The organism is Vibrio sp. 1401 (assembly GCF_033340295.1).
The window spans coordinates 95,004-115,587 of record NZ_JAWOWF010000004.1 but is presented as its reverse complement, the minus strand read 5'-3'; the positions used below and the strand labels follow the sequence as shown (position 1 = coordinate 115,587).

The 20,584-nt window shown below is 44.4% G+C and carries 17 protein-coding genes; 9 read left to right on the top strand and 8 right to left on the bottom strand.

Annotation, left to right across the window (positions count from 1 at the left end; translation table 11 throughout):
- Positions 1–15 precede the first annotated feature (15 nt).
- The 6 genes from coaE to nadC form a co-directional block, all read right to left on the bottom strand.
- Positions 16–630: a dephospho-CoA kinase gene (gene coaE, locus R7Z77_RS03740; RefSeq protein ID WP_017635920.1), complete on the bottom strand. Its 615-nt coding sequence runs from the start codon at positions 628–630 to the stop codon at positions 16–18.
- Positions 631–1,500, bottom strand: a complete 870-nt coding sequence (locus R7Z77_RS03735) for a prepilin peptidase (protein ID WP_017635919.1) — start codon at positions 1,498–1,500, stop codon at positions 631–633.
- A 64-nt stretch (positions 1,501–1,564) separates the two neighbouring features.
- Positions 1,565–2,788 carry a type II secretion system F family protein gene (locus tag R7Z77_RS03730; protein WP_033905594.1) on the bottom strand — a complete coding sequence of 408 codons (1,224 nt, stop codon included), beginning with the start codon at positions 2,786–2,788 and terminating at the stop codon, positions 1,565–1,567.
- Between the two features lie 23 nt (positions 2,789–2,811).
- On the bottom strand, positions 2,812–4,497 hold the full coding sequence (gene pilB, locus R7Z77_RS03725; protein WP_054576330.1) for a type IV-A pilus assembly ATPase PilB: 1,686 nt from the start codon (positions 4,495–4,497) through the stop codon (positions 2,812–2,814).
- 5 nt (positions 4,498–4,502) lie between these two features.
- Complete coding sequence (locus tag R7Z77_RS03720) at positions 4,503–4,961, bottom strand: pilin (RefSeq protein ID WP_047008977.1); 459 nt, start codon at positions 4,959–4,961, stop codon at positions 4,503–4,505.
- 261 nt (positions 4,962–5,222) lie between these two features.
- Positions 5,223–6,110: a carboxylating nicotinate-nucleotide diphosphorylase gene (gene nadC / locus R7Z77_RS03715; protein ID WP_054576329.1), complete on the bottom strand. Its 888-nt coding sequence runs from the start codon at positions 6,108–6,110 to the stop codon at positions 5,223–5,225.
- 92 nt (positions 6,111–6,202) lie between these two features.
- On the opposite strand from nadC, the gene ampD reads away from it, so the two are divergent.
- From ampD to lpdA, 5 genes are all read left to right on the top strand, one after another.
- Positions 6,203–6,754, top strand: coding sequence for a 1,6-anhydro-N-acetylmuramyl-L-alanine amidase AmpD (gene ampD, locus R7Z77_RS03710; RefSeq protein ID WP_025768186.1), 552 nt, complete (start codon positions 6,203–6,205; stop codon positions 6,752–6,754).
- 405 nt (positions 6,755–7,159) lie between these two features.
- Positions 7,160–7,927 (top strand): pyruvate dehydrogenase complex transcriptional repressor PdhR, encoded by a 768-nt coding sequence (gene pdhR / locus R7Z77_RS03705; RefSeq protein ID WP_005379989.1) that lies wholly within the window; start codon positions 7,160–7,162, stop codon positions 7,925–7,927.
- 48 nt (positions 7,928–7,975) lie between these two features.
- Positions 7,976–10,639: a pyruvate dehydrogenase (acetyl-transferring), homodimeric type gene (gene aceE, locus R7Z77_RS03700; protein ID WP_005386612.1), complete on the top strand. Its 2,664-nt coding sequence runs from the start codon at positions 7,976–7,978 to the stop codon at positions 10,637–10,639.
- A 19-nt stretch (positions 10,640–10,658) separates the two neighbouring features.
- Entirely contained in the window at positions 10,659–12,551 is a 1,893-nt protein-coding gene (gene aceF / locus R7Z77_RS03695) for a pyruvate dehydrogenase complex dihydrolipoyllysine-residue acetyltransferase (RefSeq protein ID WP_213889956.1), read from the top strand.
- 267 nt (positions 12,552–12,818) lie between these two features.
- Positions 12,819–14,246, top strand: coding sequence for a dihydrolipoyl dehydrogenase (gene lpdA / locus R7Z77_RS03690; protein WP_005379993.1), 1,428 nt, complete (start codon positions 12,819–12,821; stop codon positions 14,244–14,246).
- Between the two features lie 145 nt (positions 14,247–14,391).
- On the opposite strand, the gene opaR is transcribed toward lpdA, so the two are convergent.
- Positions 14,392–15,006, bottom strand: a complete 615-nt coding sequence (opaR, locus tag R7Z77_RS03685; protein WP_005379994.1) for a transcriptional regulator OpaR — start codon at positions 15,004–15,006, stop codon at positions 14,392–14,394.
- Positions 15,007–15,325: 319 nt separating this feature from the next.
- Here opaR and hpt point away from each other — a divergent pair, with 319 nt between their 5' ends.
- Complete coding sequence (gene hpt / locus R7Z77_RS03680) at positions 15,326–15,856, top strand: hypoxanthine phosphoribosyltransferase (RefSeq protein WP_005379995.1); 531 nt, start codon at positions 15,326–15,328, stop codon at positions 15,854–15,856.
- Between the two features lie 77 nt (positions 15,857–15,933).
- On the opposite strand, the gene can is transcribed toward hpt, so the two are convergent.
- Entirely contained in the window at positions 15,934–16,602 is a 669-nt protein-coding gene (gene can, locus R7Z77_RS03675) for a carbonate dehydratase (protein ID WP_005379996.1), read from the bottom strand.
- A gap of 281 nt (positions 16,603–16,883) precedes the next feature.
- Here can and R7Z77_RS03670 point away from each other — a divergent pair, with 281 nt between their 5' ends.
- From R7Z77_RS03670 to R7Z77_RS03660, 3 genes are all read left to right on the top strand, one after another.
- Positions 16,884–18,554, top strand: coding sequence for a SulP family inorganic anion transporter (locus R7Z77_RS03670; protein WP_005379997.1), 1,671 nt, complete (start codon positions 16,884–16,886; stop codon positions 18,552–18,554).
- Between the two features lie 249 nt (positions 18,555–18,803).
- On the top strand, positions 18,804–19,721 hold the full coding sequence (locus R7Z77_RS03665; protein ID WP_005380000.1) for an ABC transporter ATP-binding protein: 918 nt from the start codon (positions 18,804–18,806) through the stop codon (positions 19,719–19,721).
- On the top strand, positions 19,722–20,492 hold the full coding sequence (locus R7Z77_RS03660; protein WP_005386598.1) for an ABC transporter permease: 771 nt from the start codon (positions 19,722–19,724) through the stop codon (positions 20,490–20,492).
- Positions 20,493–20,584 lie beyond the last annotated feature (92 nt).

Below are 20,584 nucleotides of genomic sequence, written 5' to 3'. Positions count from 1 at the left end.
TTGTGAGTTTCGTTCCTATTTTCGCAGATTTTTCTTACACATGGCTAGGTACTTTTCGTGCAAATCTGTGATTTGAAGCAAAAGATCAGGGTCACTTGGATTATTCTTAACCACATCGTCTGCAAGCGCGAGCCTTTGCTCTCTTGATGCTTGAGAGGCAAGGATGGCGCGAACTTGATCTTCACTCACATTGTCTCGTTTCATCGTGCGAGATATCTGTGTATTCGGTTCTACATCGACGACAAGAACGCGATCACACAAACTATCTAGCTTGTTTTCTACGAGCAACGGCACCACAAGTAACGCATACTCTGAAGTGACTTGCTGCAAATCTTCGATCATCTTTTCACGAATTATCGGGTGCAACAGTGCGTTGAGCCATGCTTTTTCATCTGAATTCGAAAAGATTTTTTCTCTCAGCTTTGCGCGATCTAAAGTTTGGTCTTCACGAACGATATCGTGACCAAAGTGTTCAATAATCGCGTTTAGGCCGGGAGTACCTGGCTCGACAACTTCTCTTGCTACAATGTCGGCATCGACGATATCGATTTTAAATTGTTGTTTGAACAGATTCGCGACGGTTGTTTTTCCACTAGCGATACCGCCTGTTAAACCAATAACCAAAGCCATTTACACTCCTAGAACTGAAGTAAAGTACCAGTTTAAAATCTGGTCGCCCCAAATTAAGCTTATCCAACCAGCAATTGCTAAGTAAGGACCGAAAGGGAAAGCTTTTTCAATTCCCTGCTTTTGCAAGCGTAGTTGAATGATGCCAAATACGATGCCAACCACAGAAGAAAGTAGAATGATCATCGGCAGTGACTGCCAACCTAGCCAAGCTCCTAGTGCCGCCAGTAGTTTAAAATCACCATACCCCATTCCTTCTTTACCAGTAAGTAGCTTAAAGCCCCAGTAAACGGACCAGAGACATAGGTAACCAGCAATAGCACCAATGACAGAATCTTGTAGAGTAACAGGACTTATTTCGACTAATGCTAAGGCAATGCCAGCCCAAGTTAATGGTAATGTTAATTGGTCAGGTAACAACATAGTATCGAGATCGATAAATGTTGCGGCGATTAAGATAAAAGTAAAAAAGAGTAGGGCAACGGTAAAGTAACTAAAACCAAAGTAATAAGCGATAAAGCCTGAACAGAACGCGGTGAGCAGTTCAATCAGTGGATAGCGTGCACTAATGGTTGCCTGACAGTTGTGACATTTGCCTTTTAAAAGCAGCCAGCTAATCACAGGAATGTTGTCGCGAATACGTATCGGTGTTGCGCATTTCTGGCAGGAGGAGCGTGGGACGCTCAAGGTCAGCACTTCTTTAGGAGGTTCTATTTTGTATTCAGGAAATGACTCGGCACATTCGCGTCGCCATTCTAGTTCCATGATTTTAGGTAGTCGATAAATAACCACATTGAGGAAGCTACCCACGATAAGACCGAAGATGGTGGCAAACACAACGAATAGCCAAGGGTAGTACTGGAATACTTCCATATTTGTCTCTTGAGCGATGAGTGAAATCAGCAAGATGCTGTTTTAAAGGAGTTAACAGCTCATTCTAGCCCAATACACTCATTAAGTTAAAGATTGGCAAGTACATTGCTGTCACTAATCCGCCAACAACGATACCTAAAAAAACGATAATTAGTGGCTCTAGAATTTTACTAAGGTTGTCGACGGTGTTGTCGACTTCAAACTCGTAGATTGTTGCAACTTTATTGAGCATATCGTCAAGTCGACCAGACTCTTCACCGATCATAACCATTTGTAACACCAATTCAGGGAACACATTACAGTTGCGCATGGCTACATACATTGGCATACCTGCGGCGGTATCACGGTAAACTTCTTCTATGGCGAGTTGATAGTGCAAGTTTCCTGATGTTTTTGATGTAGTTTTTAAACTGGTTAGAATTGGAATGCCCGCTGTAAAGCTTGTGGCGAGTGTTCGACTAAATTTGGCGATCGCTGCTTTTGATAATACAGGCCCAAGGACAGGAAATTTAAGCACAGATCGATTGAGCGTTAAGCGAAAAGAATCTGAACGCTTAGAGAGGATTCTCGCCGAGATGAATAAACTAATGGAGCCTAGTGCTATAAATGGGCTCCAGTTTTGTGTCCATGCGGAAAGATCTAACACTTGCCTGGTAAACCACGGTAAGTCAGCACCAAAACCAACAAACATTTTTTCAAACTCGGGAATGACTTTGGTGAGCATGATAAACGACACGCCTAACGCTACTAGCACTACCATCGCTGGGTAGATCAGTGCTTTGATCACTTTCGCACGGAGTTGTTCATTTTTTTCTCGGTAGGTGGCTAAGCGCTCGAATACTTCTGCTAAGTTACCGGATTGCTCACCTGTGGCGATAAGATCGGTATAGAGTGGGTCAAAGTGTTCACTTGCAGTGCGCATGGCTTTTGACATGGGCGTCCCCGCTTCAACGGCGCGTGTCACGCTCATCAAAATGGATTTCATCTCTGCTTTTTTATGATTTTCTGAGACCAATTTTAAAGCCTGAACCAAGGGCACACCGGTTATCAACATCGTCGAAATCTGACGGGTAAACACCGTGATGTCTCTGCCTTTCACGCGATGGCTGAGTTTAGTGAGAAACGAGATACTGCTTTTCTTTAACTTCTTGATCTTGATGTGCTGTGCGTCTAGACGCTCGCGTACTTCAATTTCTGTCATCGCGAGGGTTTGTCCAGACGTCTTTTTGCCAGAACTGTTGATGCCTTTCCAGCGGAAGTTTTTAAGTTGTGGTGTAGTGCTTTTCATGGATGTGACTGCTGATTAAAGGATTAAAAATAAAGTACGCGCTGTAGTTCACTAAAACTTGTGATTCCTTGTTTGAGTTTTTCTATGCCCGACATTTGTAACGTGCTCATACCATTTGCGATGGCGAGTTTTTCTAGTTCATGTACCGAGGCGCCTTTAATAAGCGCTTCGGAAAGAAATTCATCAAAGCGCATCACTTCATAAATCCCCGTTCGGCCGGAATAACCATGGGTACACTCATTGCATCCATCGGGATTGGCTTTAAAAATGTTGTCGCTTGCTTGAATTCCGAGATGTTGTAGCTGAACGGTAAGCTCTTGTGATTGTTTGCAGTGCGAGCACAGTTTACGGGCTAAGCGCTGGGCAATAATCAAACTAAGAGATGAGGCCAAGTTAAAGCTTTCTACGCCCATGTTTGATAAACGAATAACCGTTTCAGCCGCAGAATTGGTATGTAAGGTTGAAAGTACTAAGTGACCGGTTTGCGATGCTTTTATGGCTATTTCCGCAGTGTCTAAGTCACGAATCTCACCGACCATTACCACATCGGGGTCTTGACGCAAGAAAGAGCGCAGTGCTTCGGCAAAACCAAAACCAATCTTAGGCTGAACTTGAACTTGGTTAATGCCCGATAAGTTAATTTCTACTGGGTCTTCTGCCGTGGAAATGTTGATTTCTGGCTTATTGAGGATACTCAGCCCAGTGTACAGAGATACGGTTTTTCCGCTCCCGGTTGGGCCTGTCATCAGAATCATGCCTTGTGGGCGACGCAGCGCATCCAAGTACAATTGTTTTTGTTGTTCGCTATAACCAAGCTTGTCGATATCCAATGATGCAGAGCTGCTGTCGAGCAGTCGTAGTACAATTTTCTCTCCAAATAGAGTAGGCAGCGTGGATACACGCATATCAATTGCGGTGTCTTGATTCAACTTGAGCTTAATACGCCCATCTTGTGGTAAACGTCGCTCTGCAATATCAAGTTTAGAGAGGATTTTGATACGAGCGGATAAGCGGCGACTCAAGTGGCTTGGTGGCTGCTGTGTTTCAATTAAGATGCCATCACAGCGCAGGCGCACGCGGTACATCTTTTCATAAGGCTCAAAGTGGATATCGGATGCGCCTTTGCGCACAGCGTCCAATAGAATTTGGTTGATGTAACGGCTAACAGGAGACTCATCTTGGCTCAAGTCTTCAATGTTGTCGATTTCATCTGCGCCCACGTCAACCAGATTGGCTAACTCTTCTTGGTTGATCTCTTTTAACCCGGACTTCTCATGACTCAATGAACGACCATACAAGCGTCGAATTGCCGCGCTGAGTTGACTAAATTCCCCCAAGACCAATTCAACCTGTAAACCAGTGGCAAAGCGAAAATCATCTTCTGCTTGTTGGTTGGTGGGGTCGGCAACGGCGAGTAATAACGTTGAAGACGTACGCTGGAGTGGGAGTGCGTTATGCCGCGTGATTAATTCCCTAAGGCCAAGTTGCTGACAAAGCGAAGCATACTCGTACTGAGATAACTCGGGCTGATTTAAACCAAAGAGAGAACTTAAGTGCTCAGCGAGTTCGCTTGATGTAAATAATCCAGAACTGAGTAAAGCCTCTGGCATCGAAATGCCAGAAGCTTTGACTTGCTCTATTAACGATTCTTCTTGGGAAAACGTCAGTAACCCTTTTTGACGAAGAATGGTTGAGAGGTTGGTTAGCATCTATACTATCGACAGTTTTTTGGTAACAAATCGTCTGTAACAGGGCTAGCTGAGGAGCCTTGACATGTCCAAGTACCATCAGAAGCACGAACCAACTCAAAGTTTTTGCTAGTGATAAGGTTACTTACGCCTGAGGCATTGAACGTGAATTTGATAGTGCCACCAGCTGAACTAGCAGTTGAAAATGCGATAACACCTGAAGGGATTGTGCTCGGTACACCTAGATCTGCTTCTGTTTGGTTAGCTGTTGAACCATCCGGAAAAGCACCATTTTCTACAGCGTAAGCTTCAACGTTAGTTTTTACACCAGTTAATGTAGCTAATGCGGATGCGACTTCTGATTTCGCTACATATTTTTGATATTGAGGAATTGCAATCGCTGCTAAAACACCGATAACTGCTACCACGATCATCAATTCGATCAGAGTAAAACCCTGTTGTTTTTTTTGTTTACTGTTTTTCATTTTAACCCTTTCCTAAAAATTAATAATGCTCTTGCATTGGCGAAAGATTATGGAGAGTTAAGGTGGGTTGAAAATGGGGAAGGGATGGGCTCTCGAGTGAGATAAAACTCTTTGGTGAAAAGTTGCATATCGCATGCAGAGTTTTGCGAGTAGTACTATTTTTTTAGTGGATAAAAAGAAAGGGCCAATTGGCCCTTTTAAATGATGAATTACTCACAAATCACTGAGTTAGTTGAAGTAATTTCAGATTTGTTGCTTTTATTATTTGAAGCGCATCGAAAGATCCATCGCTTTTAAATGCTTAGTCAACGCGCCTACCGAAATGTAATCGACACCGGTTTCTGCGTATTCTGCGATGGTCTCTAGCGTAATGTTGCCGGAGTTCTCTAAAGCGGCACGACCTGCGTTAATCGCTACGGCTTCACGCATCATTTCTTTTGTGAAGTTATCGAGCATGATGATGTCGGCACCAGCCTCTATCGCTTGTTTCAACTCTTCTAAGCTTTCCGTTTCTACTTCTACCGGTTTGCCTGGGTTAAGCTCTTTCGCTTTTTGGATGGCTTGAGTGATGCCACCACAAGCAATAATGTGGTTTTCTTTAATGAGGTAAGCGTCGAACACGCCGATGCGATGGTTAAAGCCACCACCACACGTCACGGCGTATTTTAGTGCGCTACGCAGACCAGGAATGGTTTTGCGTGTGTCTAGTAGACGACACTCAGTATGCGCGATTTTTTCAGCGTACTCTGCGGTAACTGTTGCGCAGCCAGACAACGTTTGGATGAAGTTCATTGCGTTACGCTCACCAGTCAACAAGTCACGAGCAGGGCCTGTCAGCGTGCAAAGGGTTTGGTTAGGTTCGACTTTATCGCCGTCCTTTACGTGCCATTCAATACTGACCTTGCCACCGAGCTGCTTAAAAACTTCATCTGCCCATGCTTGACCACAGAACACACCATACTCACGAGTAATAATCGTTGCGGTATTGACCGCATCGGCAGGGATCAAAGATGCAGTAATGTCATTATCTGCGTCGACACTGCCACCTAGATCTTCTTTTAAGGTATCAGCGACAGAGCGAGTGATCTCTAAAGGGAGTTGTTGTTTAAGGTATTCTAGGCGTTCTTGAATGTTGTGTGTGTTCTTCATCGCAAATCTTGTCTTGAAAGGGAGATGGCAACGAATGATACTCTCCGGTGTCAATAATTTCAGCAGTTAATTTGCAAAGTAGAGAGGTTGATATGCGCCCAATTATCGAGAATGGCTGGCTGACACAAGCAAAGCATGTTCCGTCACCATTTTTTGATGCCCGCTCTGATATAAACGACATCTCTCTGCTGGTGGTACACAATATCAGTTTGCCTCCTGGGCAGTTTGGTGGACCATATATAGAGGACTTCTTCACTGGCAAGCTAGACCCAAGTGAACATCCATTTTTTGAAGTTATTCACAAAATGGGCGTTTCTGCACATTGCTTGATTAAGAGAAACGGCGAGGTTGTTCAATTTGTTTCTTTTCTCGATAGAGCATGGCATGCCGGTCAATCCAGTTTCGCGGGCAGGGAGCGTTGTAATGACTATTCCATTGGTATCGAGCTTGAAGGGACAGAATTTACTGCCTACACAGAAGCGCAATATCAATCACTTGCAGAGATAACTGAGGTGATTATGCAATCTTATCCTCAAATCACCCCGCCACGAATTACCGGTCATCAATATATTGCGCCCTTGAGAAAAAGCGATCCTGGTCTAAGCTTTGATTGGGTGAAATATAGACTGCTTATACAGCGTTGATTTGTAGCGAAAGTGTAAATTCAAAAAAGCGAAATAAATAAGGCATACGATCAGGTATGCCTTTTTTTGATACCAGAAATATTAATGATTGTTAAAAGTTAACTACATTTTTACGCTCGTACATGCCGTTTTGGTGAATAAATAGACTGATAATTTTGTCATTTTCTGTATTTCTTTTCCAAAACTGCTAGCACGTCGACTTCCCATTTGTATGCTTTATGTAATTGGTCATACCAATTCTATTGCTGTTTTAACAGTCGATTGTTATCAGAGTGTTGGAAGTAAGCTCGTTCTATGATTTAGGTCAATTTTCGGCTGGACAGTGGCGTTTTAATTATGTTAATTTCTGCACCAACTTAAAATTGGTATTACCAATTACCTGCAAGAGTAGAAGAACAATAAATTATGGCTTATCAAAGGATTCGTCAGCCAAAACTCTCTGATGTTATAGAACAAGAGTTAGAAAGGTTGATAGTGGAAGGAACATTGTCTCCGGGGCAACAACTGCCTCCAGAGCGTGAACTGGCAAAACAGTTCGATGTGTCTCGTCCTTCAGTCCGAGAAGCCATTCAACGCTTGGAAGCGAAGCGTTTGTTGACTCGTCGCCAAGGTGGCGGAACATTCGTAAGTGAGAATATCTGGAAGAGCTTTTCAGATCCCTTGTTGAATTTGTTGTCTAGTCATTCTGAAACCCAGCTTGATGTGCTTGAGTCTCGTCATGCGATGGAAGGAATTTCAGCCTACTTTGCAGCTTTACGTGGTACCGAAGAAGATTTTGCGCGTATTCAAGGTTGCCTTGAGCGCATTAGCCAAGAGCAAGCAAACAACGATATCGAAGCTGAATCTGCGGAAGTAATGCAATTTTTGATCGCTTTGACAGAGGCCGCGCACAACGTGGTTTTGTTGCACATTGTTCGAAGCTTAGCACCTTTGCTTGAGCAAAATATTCTACAAAATTTTAAATTACTACGTCGCCGCCCAGAAGCGGTCGAGAAAGTCAGTAAACACCGAGCCAATATCGTGGATGCGATTGTTTCTGGTCAGCCTGAAAAGGCGCGAGAAATGTCGCACTCGCACTTGGCTTACATCGAAGAAACATTGTTGGATTTGACTCGAGAAGAGTCTCGACGAGAGCGTTCTCTACGTCGAATTCAGCAGGGTAATGACTCGTAAGAGCGTTACTTAAATAAGTAGATCCAACCAACAGAAGGATAGATCGCCATGTCTGATATGAAGCATGACGTAGATGCACTGGAAACTCAAGAATGGCTACAAGCGCTTGAGTCAGTTGTACGTGAAGAAGGTCTAGAGCGTGCTCAATTCCTATTAGAGCAAGTTCTAGATAAAGCACGTCTAGACGGTGTTGATATGCCAACAGGTATCACAACTAACTACATCAACACGATTCCTGCAGACCAAGAACCAGCATACCCAGGTGACACAACACTTGAGCGTCGTATTCGCTCAATTATTCGTTGGAACGCTATCATGATCGTTCTACGTGCATCTAAGAAAGACCTAGAGCTAGGCGGCCACATGGCGTCTTTCCAGTCTTCTGCTGCGTTCTACGAGACATGTTTCAACCACTTCTTCCGTGCACCAAACGAGAAGGATGGTGGCGACCTAGTTTACTACCAAGGTCACATTTCACCAGGTATCTACTCACGTGCATTCGTTGAAGGTCGTCTAACTGAAGAGCAGCTAGACAACTTCCGTCAAGAAGTAGACGGCAAAGGTATTCCTTCATACCCGCACCCTAAATTGATGCCTGAATTCTGGCAGTTCCCGACAGTATCGATGGGCCTAGGTCCAATCGCTTCTATCTACCAAGCTCGTTTCCTTAAGTACCTAGAAGGCCGTGGTCTTAAAGATACTTCAGAGCAGCGCGTTTACGCGTTCCTAGGTGACGGTGAGATGGATGAGCCAGAATCACGTGGTGCTATCTCTTTCGCTGCGCGTGAGAAACTAGACAACCTATGCTTCCTAATCAACTGTAACCTACAGCGTCTAGATGGCCCTGTAATGGGTAACGGTAAGATCATTCAAGAACTTGAAGGTCTGTTCAAAGGTGCTGGTTGGAACGTAGTGAAGGTAATCTGGGGTAACAACTGGGATTCACTACTAGCTAAAGATACGACTGGTAAGCTTCTACAGCTTATGAATGAAACGATCGACGGCGACTACCAAACATTCAAATCAAAAGATGGCGCGTACGTACGTGAGCACTTCTTTGGTAAGTACCCAGAGACAGCTGCACTTGTTGCTGACATGACTGATGACGAAATCTTCGCACTTAAGCGTGGTGGTCACGAGTCTTCTAAGCTATACGCGGCATACAAAAACGCGGCAGAAACTAAAGGTCGTCCAACAGTAATCCTAGCTAAGACTGTTAAAGGTTACGGCATGGGTGAAGCGGCTGAAGGTAAGAACATCGCGCACCAAGTTAAGAAGATGGACATGACTCACGTACTACACCTACGTGACCGTCTAGGTCTTCAAGACATCCTAACTGACGAAGCAGTGAAAGAACTTCCGTACCTGAAACTTGAAGAAGGTTCAAAAGAGTACGAATACCTACACGCTCGTCGTAAAGCGCTACACGGCTACACGCCACAGCGTCTACCAAAATTCACTCAAGAATTCATCGTTCCTGAGCTAGAAGAATTCAAGCCACTACTAGAAGAACAGAAGCGTGATATCTCTTCTACTATGGCATTCGTACGTGCGCTAAACGTTCTACTTAAGAACAAGAACATTGGTAAGAACATCGTTCCTATCATTGCTGACGAAGCACGTACATTCGGTATGGAAGGTCTGTTCCGTCAAATCGGTATCTACAACCCGCACGGCCAAACTTACACACCAGAAGACCGTGGCGTTGTTTCTTACTACAAAGAAGCGACTTCAGGTCAGGTTCTACAAGAAGGTATCAACGAGCTAGGTGCTATGTCTTCATGGGTTGCTGCTGCGACTTCATACTCGACAAACGACCTACCAATGATCCCGTTCTACATCTACTACTCAATGTTCGGCTTCCAACGTGTTGGCGACATGGCGTGGATGGCTGGTGACCAACAAGCACGTGGTTTCCTACTAGGTGCAACTGCGGGTCGTACAACGTTGAACGGTGAAGGTCTACAGCACGAAGACGGCCACTCGCACATTTTGGCGGGTACGGTTCCTAACTGTATTTCTTACGACCCAACATTCGCGTACGAAGTAGCAGTAATCATGCAAGACGGTATCCGTCGCATGTACGGTCCAGAACAAGAAAACGTGTTCTACTACCTAACGCTAATGAACGAAAACTACGCAATGCCAGCAATGCCAGAAGGCGCTGAAGAAGGCATCCGTAAAGGTATCTACAAGCTAGAAACTTACACGGGCGACAAAGCGAAAGTTCAGCTAATGAGCTCTGGTACTATCATGAATGAAGTACGTAAAGCAGCTCAAATCCTAAGCGAAGATTACGGTGTTGCTTCTGATGTTTACTCTGTAACGTCATTCAACGAACTAACTCGCGATGGCCAAGATGCAGAGCGTTTCAACATGCTTCACCCAGAAGCGGAAGCGAAAGTACCTTACATCCAAACAGTAATGGGTACTGAACCTGCTATCGCAGCAACTGACTACATGAAGAACTACGCAGAGCAGGTTCGTGCATACATTCCTGCTGAGTCTTTCAAAGTTCTTGGTACTGATGGCTTCGGTCGTTCAGACAGCCGTGAAAACCTACGTCGTCACTTCGAAGTGAACGCAGGTTACGTAGTAGTAGCAGCGCTAACTGAACTAGCGAAACGTGGCGAAGTTGAGAAATCTGTAGTTGCAGAAGCAATTAAGAAATTCGACATCGACACAGAGAAAACAAACCCGCTATACGCTTAATTAAGAAGGTAGATAAGAAATGGCAATCGAAATTAATGTACCAGACATCGGTGCGGATGAGGTTGAAGTTACTGAGATTCTTGTAAGCGTTGGCGACAAGGTTGAAGAAGAGCAGTCTCTGATCACAGTTGAAGGCGATAAAGCTTCTATGGAAGTTCCTGCTTCTCAAGCGGGTATCGTTAAAGAAATCAAAGTTGCAGAAGGCGACAAGGTTTCTACTGGTTCTCTAATCATGATTTTCGAAGCCGAGGGTGCAGCTGACGCTGCACCTGCTCCTGCGGCAGAAGCAGCTCCAGCAGCAGCTCCAGCTCCAGCAGCAGCGGCAGAACTAAAAGAAGTTCACGTACCAGACATCGGTGGTGATGAAGTAGAAGTTACTGAAATCATGGTTGCCGTTGGCGACAGCATCGAAGAAGAGCAATCTCTTCTAACTGTTGAAGGCGACAAAGCTTCTATGGAAGTTCCAGCGCCATTCGCAGGTACTCTAAAAGAGATCAAAGTTGCAACAGGCGATAAAGTATCGACTGGCTCACTTATCATGGTATTCGAAACAGCAGGTTCAGGAGCTCCAGCAGCACCAGCGGCAGCTGAAGCTCCTGCGGCAGCAGATCCAGCAGCGTCTGCGGCAAAAGAAGTGAACGTTCCAGATATCGGCGGCGACGAAGTTGAAGTTACTGAGATCATGGTTGCGGTTGGCGACACAGTGGAAGAAGAGCAATCTCTAATCACTGTTGAAGGTGACAAAGCTTCTATGGAAGTTCCTGCACCATTCGCTGGCACAGTTAAAGAAATCAAGATTGCAGCTGGCGACAAAGTGTCTACTGGCTCACTAATCATGGTATTCGAAGTGGCGGGCGCAGCACCTGCTCCTGCAGCAGCTCCAGCTCAAGCGGCAGCACCTGCAGCTCCAGCTCCTAAAGCAGAAGCTCCAGCGGCAGCAGCTCCAGCAGCGACTGGCGATTTCAAAGAAAACGATGAGTACGCTCACGCATCTCCAGTTGTTCGTCGTCTAGCGCGTGAATTTGGCGTTAATCTTTCTAAGGTTAAAGGTTCTGGTCGTAAGAGCCGTATCTTAAAAGAAGACGTTCAAGCTTACGTGAAAGATGCACTTAAGCGTCTTGAGTCTGGCGCAGGTGCAGCAGCATCTGGCAAAGGCGACGGCGCGGCTCTTGGTCTACTACCATGGCCAAAAGTGGACTTCAGCAAGTTTGGTGAGACAGAAGTTCAACCGCTATCTCGCATTAAGAAGATCTCTGGCGCAAACCTACACCGTAACTGGGTAATGATCCCGCACGTTACACAGTGGGATAACGCAGACATCACGGCTCTTGAAGCATTCCGTAAAGAGCAAAACGCGATTGAAGCGAAGAAAGACACTGGCATGAAGATCACACCACTTGTGTTCATCATGAAAGCGGTAGCTAAAGCGCTTGAAGCGTTCCCAGCGTTCAACTCTTCTCTATCAGAAGACGGTGAGAGCCTAATTCTGAAGAAATACGTGAATGTTGGTATCGCGGTAGATACACCAAACGGTCTAGTTGTTCCTGTATTTAAAGACGTGAACAAGAAAGGCATCTACGAGCTATCTGAAGAGCTAATGGCGGTTTCTAAGAAAGCACGTGCTGGTAAGCTAACTGCGGCTGACATGCAAGGTGGCTGTTTCACTATCTCTAGCCTAGGCGGTATCGGCGGTACAGCGTTTACTCCAATCGTAAACGCACCAGAAGTTGGTATCCTAGGTGTGTCTAAGTCAGAAATGAAACCGGTATGGAACGGTAAAGAGTTCGAACCGCGTCTACAACTTCCACTGTCTCTATCATACGACCACCGTGTGATCGATGGTGCTGAAGGTGCGCGCTTCATCACTTACTTAAACTCATGTCTATCTGACATTCGTCGTCTAGTTCTGTAATAGAAATTAGATGAATGAGAGGCGGCAACTTAGCCGCCTCTGCTAATCATAATTACCGACAATTTGGTTATCAGCCTTGCTTCGTTCAGGGTTTTCACAATCGAATTGTTGTCTAGCTCACAGGCTAAATTGATTTACTTTTCACACCATTAACATCTCTGTAAACTGTTAGCGGTCTGAAAATAACTGTTTAAAACAAATCTCTCTTAAACATAAAAAATCGATACCCACTCAGCCTGTTAGGGATAATGACTACAAGAGGTCAAAATGAGCAAAGAAATTAAAGCCCAAGTTGTTGTACTTGGTTCTGGTCCTGCTGGTTACTCCGCTGCATTCCGTTGTGCGGACTTAGGTCTTGAAACTGTACTAGTTGAACGTTACAGCACGCTTGGCGGTGTATGTCTGAACGTGGGTTGTATCCCATCTAAAGCACTGCTTCACGTTTCTAAAGTAATTGAAGAAGCGAAAGCGATGGCTGACCACGGCGTTGTGTTCGGTGAGCCTCAAACAGACATCAGCAAAATCCGCATCTGGAAAGAAAAAGTTGTTAACCAACTAACTGGCGGCCTAAGCGGTATGGCTAAGATGCGTAACGTAACAGTAGTTAACGGTTACGGTAAGTTCACTGGCCCTAACTCTATCCTTGTAGAAGGTGAAGGTGAGCCAACAGTTGTTAACTTTGACAACGCAATCGTTGCGGCTGGTTCTCGTCCAATCAAACTGCCATTTATCCCGCATGAAGACCCACGTATTTGGGACTCTACTGACGCTCTAGAACTAAAAGAAGTGCCAGAAAAACTGCTTATCATGGGCGGTGGTATCATCGGTCTAGAAATGGGTACGGTTTACCACTCTCTAGGTTCTAAAGTTGAAGTTGTTGAAATGTTTGACCAGGTAATTCCTGCAGCAGACAAAGATATCGTGAAAGTATTTACTAAGCGTATCAAAGACAAGTTCAAGCTAATGCTAGAAACGAAAGTAACAGCAGTTGAAGCAAAAGAAGACGGTATCTACGTTTCAATGGAAGGCAAGAAAGCGCCAGCTGAAGCTGAGCGTTACGATGCGGTTCTAGTTGCTATCGGTCGTGTACCAAATGGTAAGCTAATCGACGGTGAAAAAGCGGGTCTAGAAATTGACGAGCGCGGCTTCATCAACGTTGATAAGCAAATGCGTACTAACGTTCCTCACATCTTCGCGATCGGTGATATCGTTGGTCAACCAATGCTTGCTCACAAAGGTGTGCATGAAGGTCACGTAGCTGCTGAAGTTATCTCTGGTAAGAAGCACTACTTTGACCCTAAAGTTATCCCTTCAATTGCGTACACTGAGCCAGAAGTGGCTTGGGTTGGTAAGACTGAAAAAGAAGCGAAAGAAGAAGGCATCAAGTACGAAGTAGCAACATTCCCATGGGCAGCATCAGGTCGTGCAATTGCATCTGACTGTGCAGACGGTATGACTAAGCTAATCTTCGACAAAGAAACTCACCGCGTAATCGGTGGTGCTATCGTTGGTACTAACGGTGGTGAACTACTTGGTGAAATCGGCCTTGCAATTGAGATGGGCTGTGATGCAGAAGATATCGCTCTGACTATCCACGCTCACCCAACTCTACACGAGTCTGTAGGTCTAGCTGCTGAAGTATTTGAAGGTTCAATCACTGACCTGCCAAACAAAAAAGCAGTTAAGAAGAAGTAAGCTTTTTCTGACTGAATGATAGAAGCCGCTGCATTGCAGCGGTTTTTTTATGCTTGTTATATAGAAATATAAATGTGTGCTTAGCTGACAGCAGACAATAAAAAGCCCACCAAACGGTGGGCTGACATATATTACGAGCTAAGCTTTAGTGTTCACGGTTGTAAATGCAAAGCATATCTAAGTATGAATTCACTAGGTGTTTCAGCTCCGCTTCACCTTTAGCGCGGTTCGCTTGGACAAACAGTGAGTAACAAATACCGTGGAACAGGTTTGCCAAGTGTTCTGAATCGTGCTGGTCACACACTTCGCCACGTTCAATTGCTTTAATGAACATGTTTTGTACCAGCAACTGGTTAGTACGGTTAGTTGAAACAAACAATGGCCATACTTCGTCACGTGTTGAAGCACTCCACTCGAACCATACTTTTAGCCAGTGACAATCTTGGCTGACAAGCTCGATCATCGCATTAGTAATATTGGCGATGTTTTCACGTGCATGTAAGTCTAGGTCTATGTTATCCGATAGGAAGTTTGAGAACTGACGTACGACGTGATTGAGAACTTCATCCACCAAGTCTTCGCGTGTAGGGAAGTAGTTAAAAACAGTCGCTACAGAAACTTGAGCAATTTCTGCGATATCTGCGTGACCACCACGACCGATGCCGCGGCGCGCAAATACTTCCAATGCGATTTCCATTAACTGTTGCTTACGCTTAATTGGAGAAAGCCTAGTTCTAGGTCTCTTTGCAATTGAGTCCATATCCATTTTCCTTGCCATTTGAGTTGATATTGGGGGTAACCCCCTAATTGATTATTTTAATAGTTGCTTAAAGCAGTGATGAGTGTAATGGTGCATATGCACAAGGTCAACATCTGTAGAACAATTTATATACAGTAATGTCATTATTATTGATAAATTTAGCTATGAACTTTATAAAACTAAGACCTTCTTCCAAGATTTTTTGGCAACAGGATGCGACTTTCAACCCAATGAACGTGGTGATACACTACACGCCGTAAGATTAGGTGATCGTTTGCGTGCGACTTACCTCAACCCACAAATTTAGATTGAGCACAGTATGAAACATACAATAGAAGTCATGATTTCTGAGCAAGAAGTTCAGGAGCGAGTTCGTGAATTAGGCAAACAAATTACAGAGCGTTATCAAGGTAGTGAAGATCTTGTGTTGGTAGGCTTATTGCGTGGCTCATTTGTATTTATGGCAGACTTGGCACGTGCTATCGAACTGACTCACCAAGTTGATTTTATGACTGCGTCAAGCTACGGCAATACGATGGAAAGCTCACGTGACGTTCGTATCTTGAAAGATTTGGATGATGACATCAAAGGTAAAGACATTCTGCTTGTTGAAGACATCATTGACACTGGTAACACACTAAATAAAATCCGTGAGATTCTTTCGCTACGTGAGCCGAAGTCTATCGCTATTTGTACGCTCCTAGATAAGCCATCTCGTCGTGAAGTGAATGTTCCTGTGGATTGGATTGGTTTCGAAATTCCAGATGAATTTGTCGTTGGGGTGGGCATTGATTACGCACAGAAATACCGCCACTTACCATACATCGGTAAAGTTGTACCTCAAGAATAATCATTGAGTTCAGCATTAAAAATATAAAAAAACGCCCATCTAAGATGGGCGTTTTTCGTTCAACTTTTAGATATGACTTAGCGACAAAGGAGCTTGTTGTCTGTATTTAGAATCGTCGAAAGAGCTTTCTGGTAAGACGCTTCTACGGTTTCCTTAGAGTTAGAACGAATGCCTAAGTACTCTAAGCGACCATCTTCAATTCCGTATACCACACCGTGAATTTCAACATCTTGCCCACGCTCCCAAGCGTTTTGCAGGATGGTTGAGTTACCCAAGTTGTACACTTGCTCTGCAACATTAAGCTCGCCTAGTTTATCCGCTCGATCTTGTTGCGGCATTTGATCTAGGTAAGTGCGGTGTTTGAAATAGATATCTCTGATATGTAACAGCCAATTATTAATAAGACCTAGCTTAGGGTTATCAATGGCTGCGTTTACGCCACCACATCCATAGTGTCCACAGACAATGATGTGTTTAACCTTAAGAACGTCTACAGCGTACTGGACGACCGATAGACAGTTGAGATCAGTATGGATAACTTGGTTTGCAACATTCCGATGAACAAAGAGTTCACCTGAGTATAGCCCGGTTAGTCGCTCGGCAGGAACGCGGCTATCAGAGCAGCCAATCCAAAGAAAATCAGGCTTTTGCCCCTCAGCGAGTTTTGCGAAGTATTCAGGTCGATCAGATTTGATCTCTTGAGACCATTTCGAATTGTTTTCAAATAACTGTTTTATTTCCGGCATTTTGCAAACTACTTCCCTTAAAAGACAAAATCGCTGCCGCTGTTTGTGTGCACATGCAAGCGATCAGTGTTGTAACTATACACAATGTTACAATTTCGATCTCGTTAAATATTCGTCAGATAGGACTCATCTGACTAGTTTTCATTAAGAAAAAAGTAAAATCTGGTGAAACTATTTGTGGTGTGAATTTAGCCTTAATCTATTTATGGTTTAAATTTTCGCCTAGCTCGTTAAAGTAGTGATATTTTACTTTTTAAAATTGAATGCAGGGAAAATCAGCAGTGTTCGGTAGTCGTTTTGAAGATATCAATTTCAAAGGGGATGTATTTGGCGGGGTAACCACGGCGATTATCTCTCTCCCTCTGGCGTTAGCGTTTGGTGTTGCATCCGGAGCCGGGGCTGAGGCCGGCCTTTGGGGGGCAATAATGGTCGGTTTGTTTGCCTCGTTATTTGGTGGTTCTAATACGTTAATATCAGAACCGACAGGGCCAATGACGGTAATCATGACCGCAGTATTAACCAGTATGATGGCGAAATACCCAGAAACGGGCATGGCTATGACTTTCACGGTTGTCATGATGGCTGGCGCGTTCCAAATCCTATTGGGGACATTAAAACTGGGTAAATATGTTACCTTGATGCCTTACAGCGTTATTTCCGGGTTTATGTCTGGCATTGGTGTGATTCTTATCATTCTGCAGTTATCGCCTTTGATGGGACATGCTGCGCCTTCAGGGGGAGTACTCGGAACGTTATCTGCTTTGCCGGAGACCATTTCTAACCTTAAGTTCAGTGAGTTGTTTTTGGGACTACTGACTTTGGGGATTCTTTTTTTCTTCCCTAAGCAATATCGTAAATACGTTCCTGCACAGCTCGTGGCATTGGTCGCGGTGACTTTATTGTCTGTGATTCTCTTTGATACAGAAGATATTCGTCGTATCGGTGAAATTCCTGCTGGGTTACCTTCTCTCGTCGCCCCTTATATTGACACAGATATGTTTGTCGAGATGGTCATTGATGCATTAGTGCTCGGCACATTAGGTTGTATTGATACTTTGTTAACGGCGGTTATCGGTGACTCATTAACTCGTAAAGAACACGACTCAGATAAAGAGCTGCGAGGTCAAGGGTTAGCTAACATGATCTCAGGCTTGTTTGGTGCGCTGCCGGGGGCGGGAGCTACTATGGGGACGGTAACGAATATCCAAGTAGGGGCTCGCTCGCCATTATCTGGTGTGATTCGCGCACTAATGTTGGCGTTGGTTGTACTGGTTGCTGGTGGGTTAACAGAGCCAATCCCGATGGCTGTGTTAGCAGGCATTGCGGTGTATGTTGGCTTTAACATCCTAGACTGGAGCTTTATTCAGAGGGCACATAAGGTAAGCTTTTCCGGAATGGCGGTGATGTATGGCGTTATGTTGCTTACAGTATTCGTTGATCTTATCGTTGCGGTGGGTTTAGGCGTCTTTATCTCGAACATTATCATCATCGAGCGTTTGAGCCGAGAGCAGGCGCGACAAGTAAAAGCGATCAGCGACGCGGATGAAGATGATGTGCCGCTGACTGACAGCGAGCGTGGTTTGTTGGATCGTGCGAATGGAAAAGTGCTGTTCTTTTATCTTTCCGGTCCGATGATCTTTAGTGTTTCTAAAGCCATTTCACGTCAGCACTCTAGTATTTCGGACTATGACGTGATGATTCTCGATCTTACGGATGTACCAATGATTGATGTGACCGTCGGTTTGGCGTTAGAGAATGCGATTAAGGATGCTCTCGATGCCAATTGTGCCGTGTATTTATTATGCCCGAATGAGCGAACACGAGAACAGCTAGAGAAATTCCATGTGATTGACCTTGTGCCTGATGAAAATATGTACCAATTCCGTTATGAAGCATTGAATGCGGCGGTGGCACATGTTGAGGCAGACCAGTATCAGCGCATAACGGCGTAATCATTCTGACAGTTAAAAACGCAACAGTGTCCTGTTGCGTTTTTTATGCTCTATTTTGTCTTACTTAGAGATAACCTTTACGAGGTAAGGGTTATATTTCCAACATTATCGAAAGGTTTATTTGTAATCATCGTTATTCAACGATAAACTGATGGACCTCCAGTACGATACCCAAGGCGATTTTGTAGTAAACCGCTGCTAAATATGAGTCGGTATTAGTAATCACAAACAAACGGCAATCAAGACCTTATGTACGCATTAGAAATTGAACAACTGCGCAAGACGTATGCAGGTGGCTTTGAGGCGTTAAAAGGTATAAGTCTCCAAGTGAAAAAGGGTGACTTCTACGCGCTTCTGGGTCCCAATGGTGCAGGAAAATCGACCACGATTGGCATCATTTCCTCCTTAGTGAATAAAACCTCCGGAACGACGAAAGTTTTCGGTTATGACATTGATACCGACCTCGAATTGGCCAAGCAGAATTTAGGCTTGGTGCCACAAGAGTTCAACTTCAACCAGTTTGAAACCGTTGAGCAAATTGTGATGCAGCAAGCTGGCTATTACGGTGTGTCTAAAGTATTAGCCAAAGAAAGAGCAGAAAAATACCTGAAAAAATTGGATTTATGGGAAAAACGCCAAGAGCGTGCTCGTAACCTATCCGGTGGGATGAAGCGTCGTTTAATGATCGCAAGAGCTTTGATGCACGAGCCGCAGTTACTCATTTTAGATGAACCAACGGCTGGAGTGGATATTGAACTACGCCGCTCAATGTGGGGGTTTCTGAAAGAGATCAACCAAGAGCAAGGAATTACGATTATTTTAACGACACACTACCTAGAAGAAGCGGAGATGCTGTGTCGAAATATCGGCATTATTAATCGTGGTGAGCTGATTGAAAATACCACCATGAAGGCGTTACTAGGTAAGCTAAGCGTCGAGACATTTATCTTGGATATTGAGTCAGAAGTCGAGGTGCCTGAGCTTGAAGGTGTTAATCGACAAAGTATTGTTGATGGCTCTTTAGAGATAGAACTAGATAAAAGCCAAGGATTGAATTCGGTATTCAGTCAGTTAACAGAGCATGGCATTAAAGTTCTCTCAATGCGTAACAAAGCCAACCGACTTGAAGAGTTGTTTGTCAGCATTGTAAGAGAGGGGAGTAATTAAATGTACGGTTTATATTGGACGGCATTTCGCAGCTTGCTGAGCAAAGAAGTCACTCGTTTTACACGTATTTGGGTGCAAACCTTAGTGCCGCCAGCCATTACGATGACGTTGTACTTCATCATTTTCGGTAATCTTATTGGCTCTCGAATTGGTGAGATGAGCGGCTTTAGTTACATGGAGTACATTGTTCCAGGTTTGATCATGATGTCGGTGATCACCAACTCATACTCGAATGTTGCGTCTTCATTCTTTAGTGCAAAGCTACAGAAGAATATTGAAGAACTGCTGGTGGCACCGGTACCAAACTATGTGATTATTGCTGGCTATGTGATGGGCGGCGTGACTCGAGGTTTGTTGGTCGGTGCAATTGTTACTTGTGTGTCACTTTTGTTCGTTGATTTGCAAGTGGAGCACTGGGGCATTATTGTCGCGACTGTCTTCATGACGTCGGTTGTATTTGCTCTCGGTGGCTTGATCAATGCGGTTTACGCAAAAACGTTTGACGATATTTCGATCATCCCTACGTTTGTATTGACTCCTTTAACTTACTTGGGAGGAGTCTTTTATTCGATCAGTCTGCTGCCTGAATTTTGGCAAGGCGTTTCTAAGATCAACCCAATCGTCTACATGGTGAATGCGTTTCGCTACGGCTTTTTAGGTGTCTCGGATGTGGGCATTGTCACTTCATTTAGTGTACTTGCAGTATTTGTTGTTGCACTGTATGCCATTGCGCATTACCTAGTAACCAAAGGGATTGGCCTAAGAAGCTAAGCCATTCTCATAAAGCAAAGAGCAGCGATTCATGCTGCTCTTTCGCGTGCATAACAATACATACCCATACAATTTTTCGGTTTTTATCATGG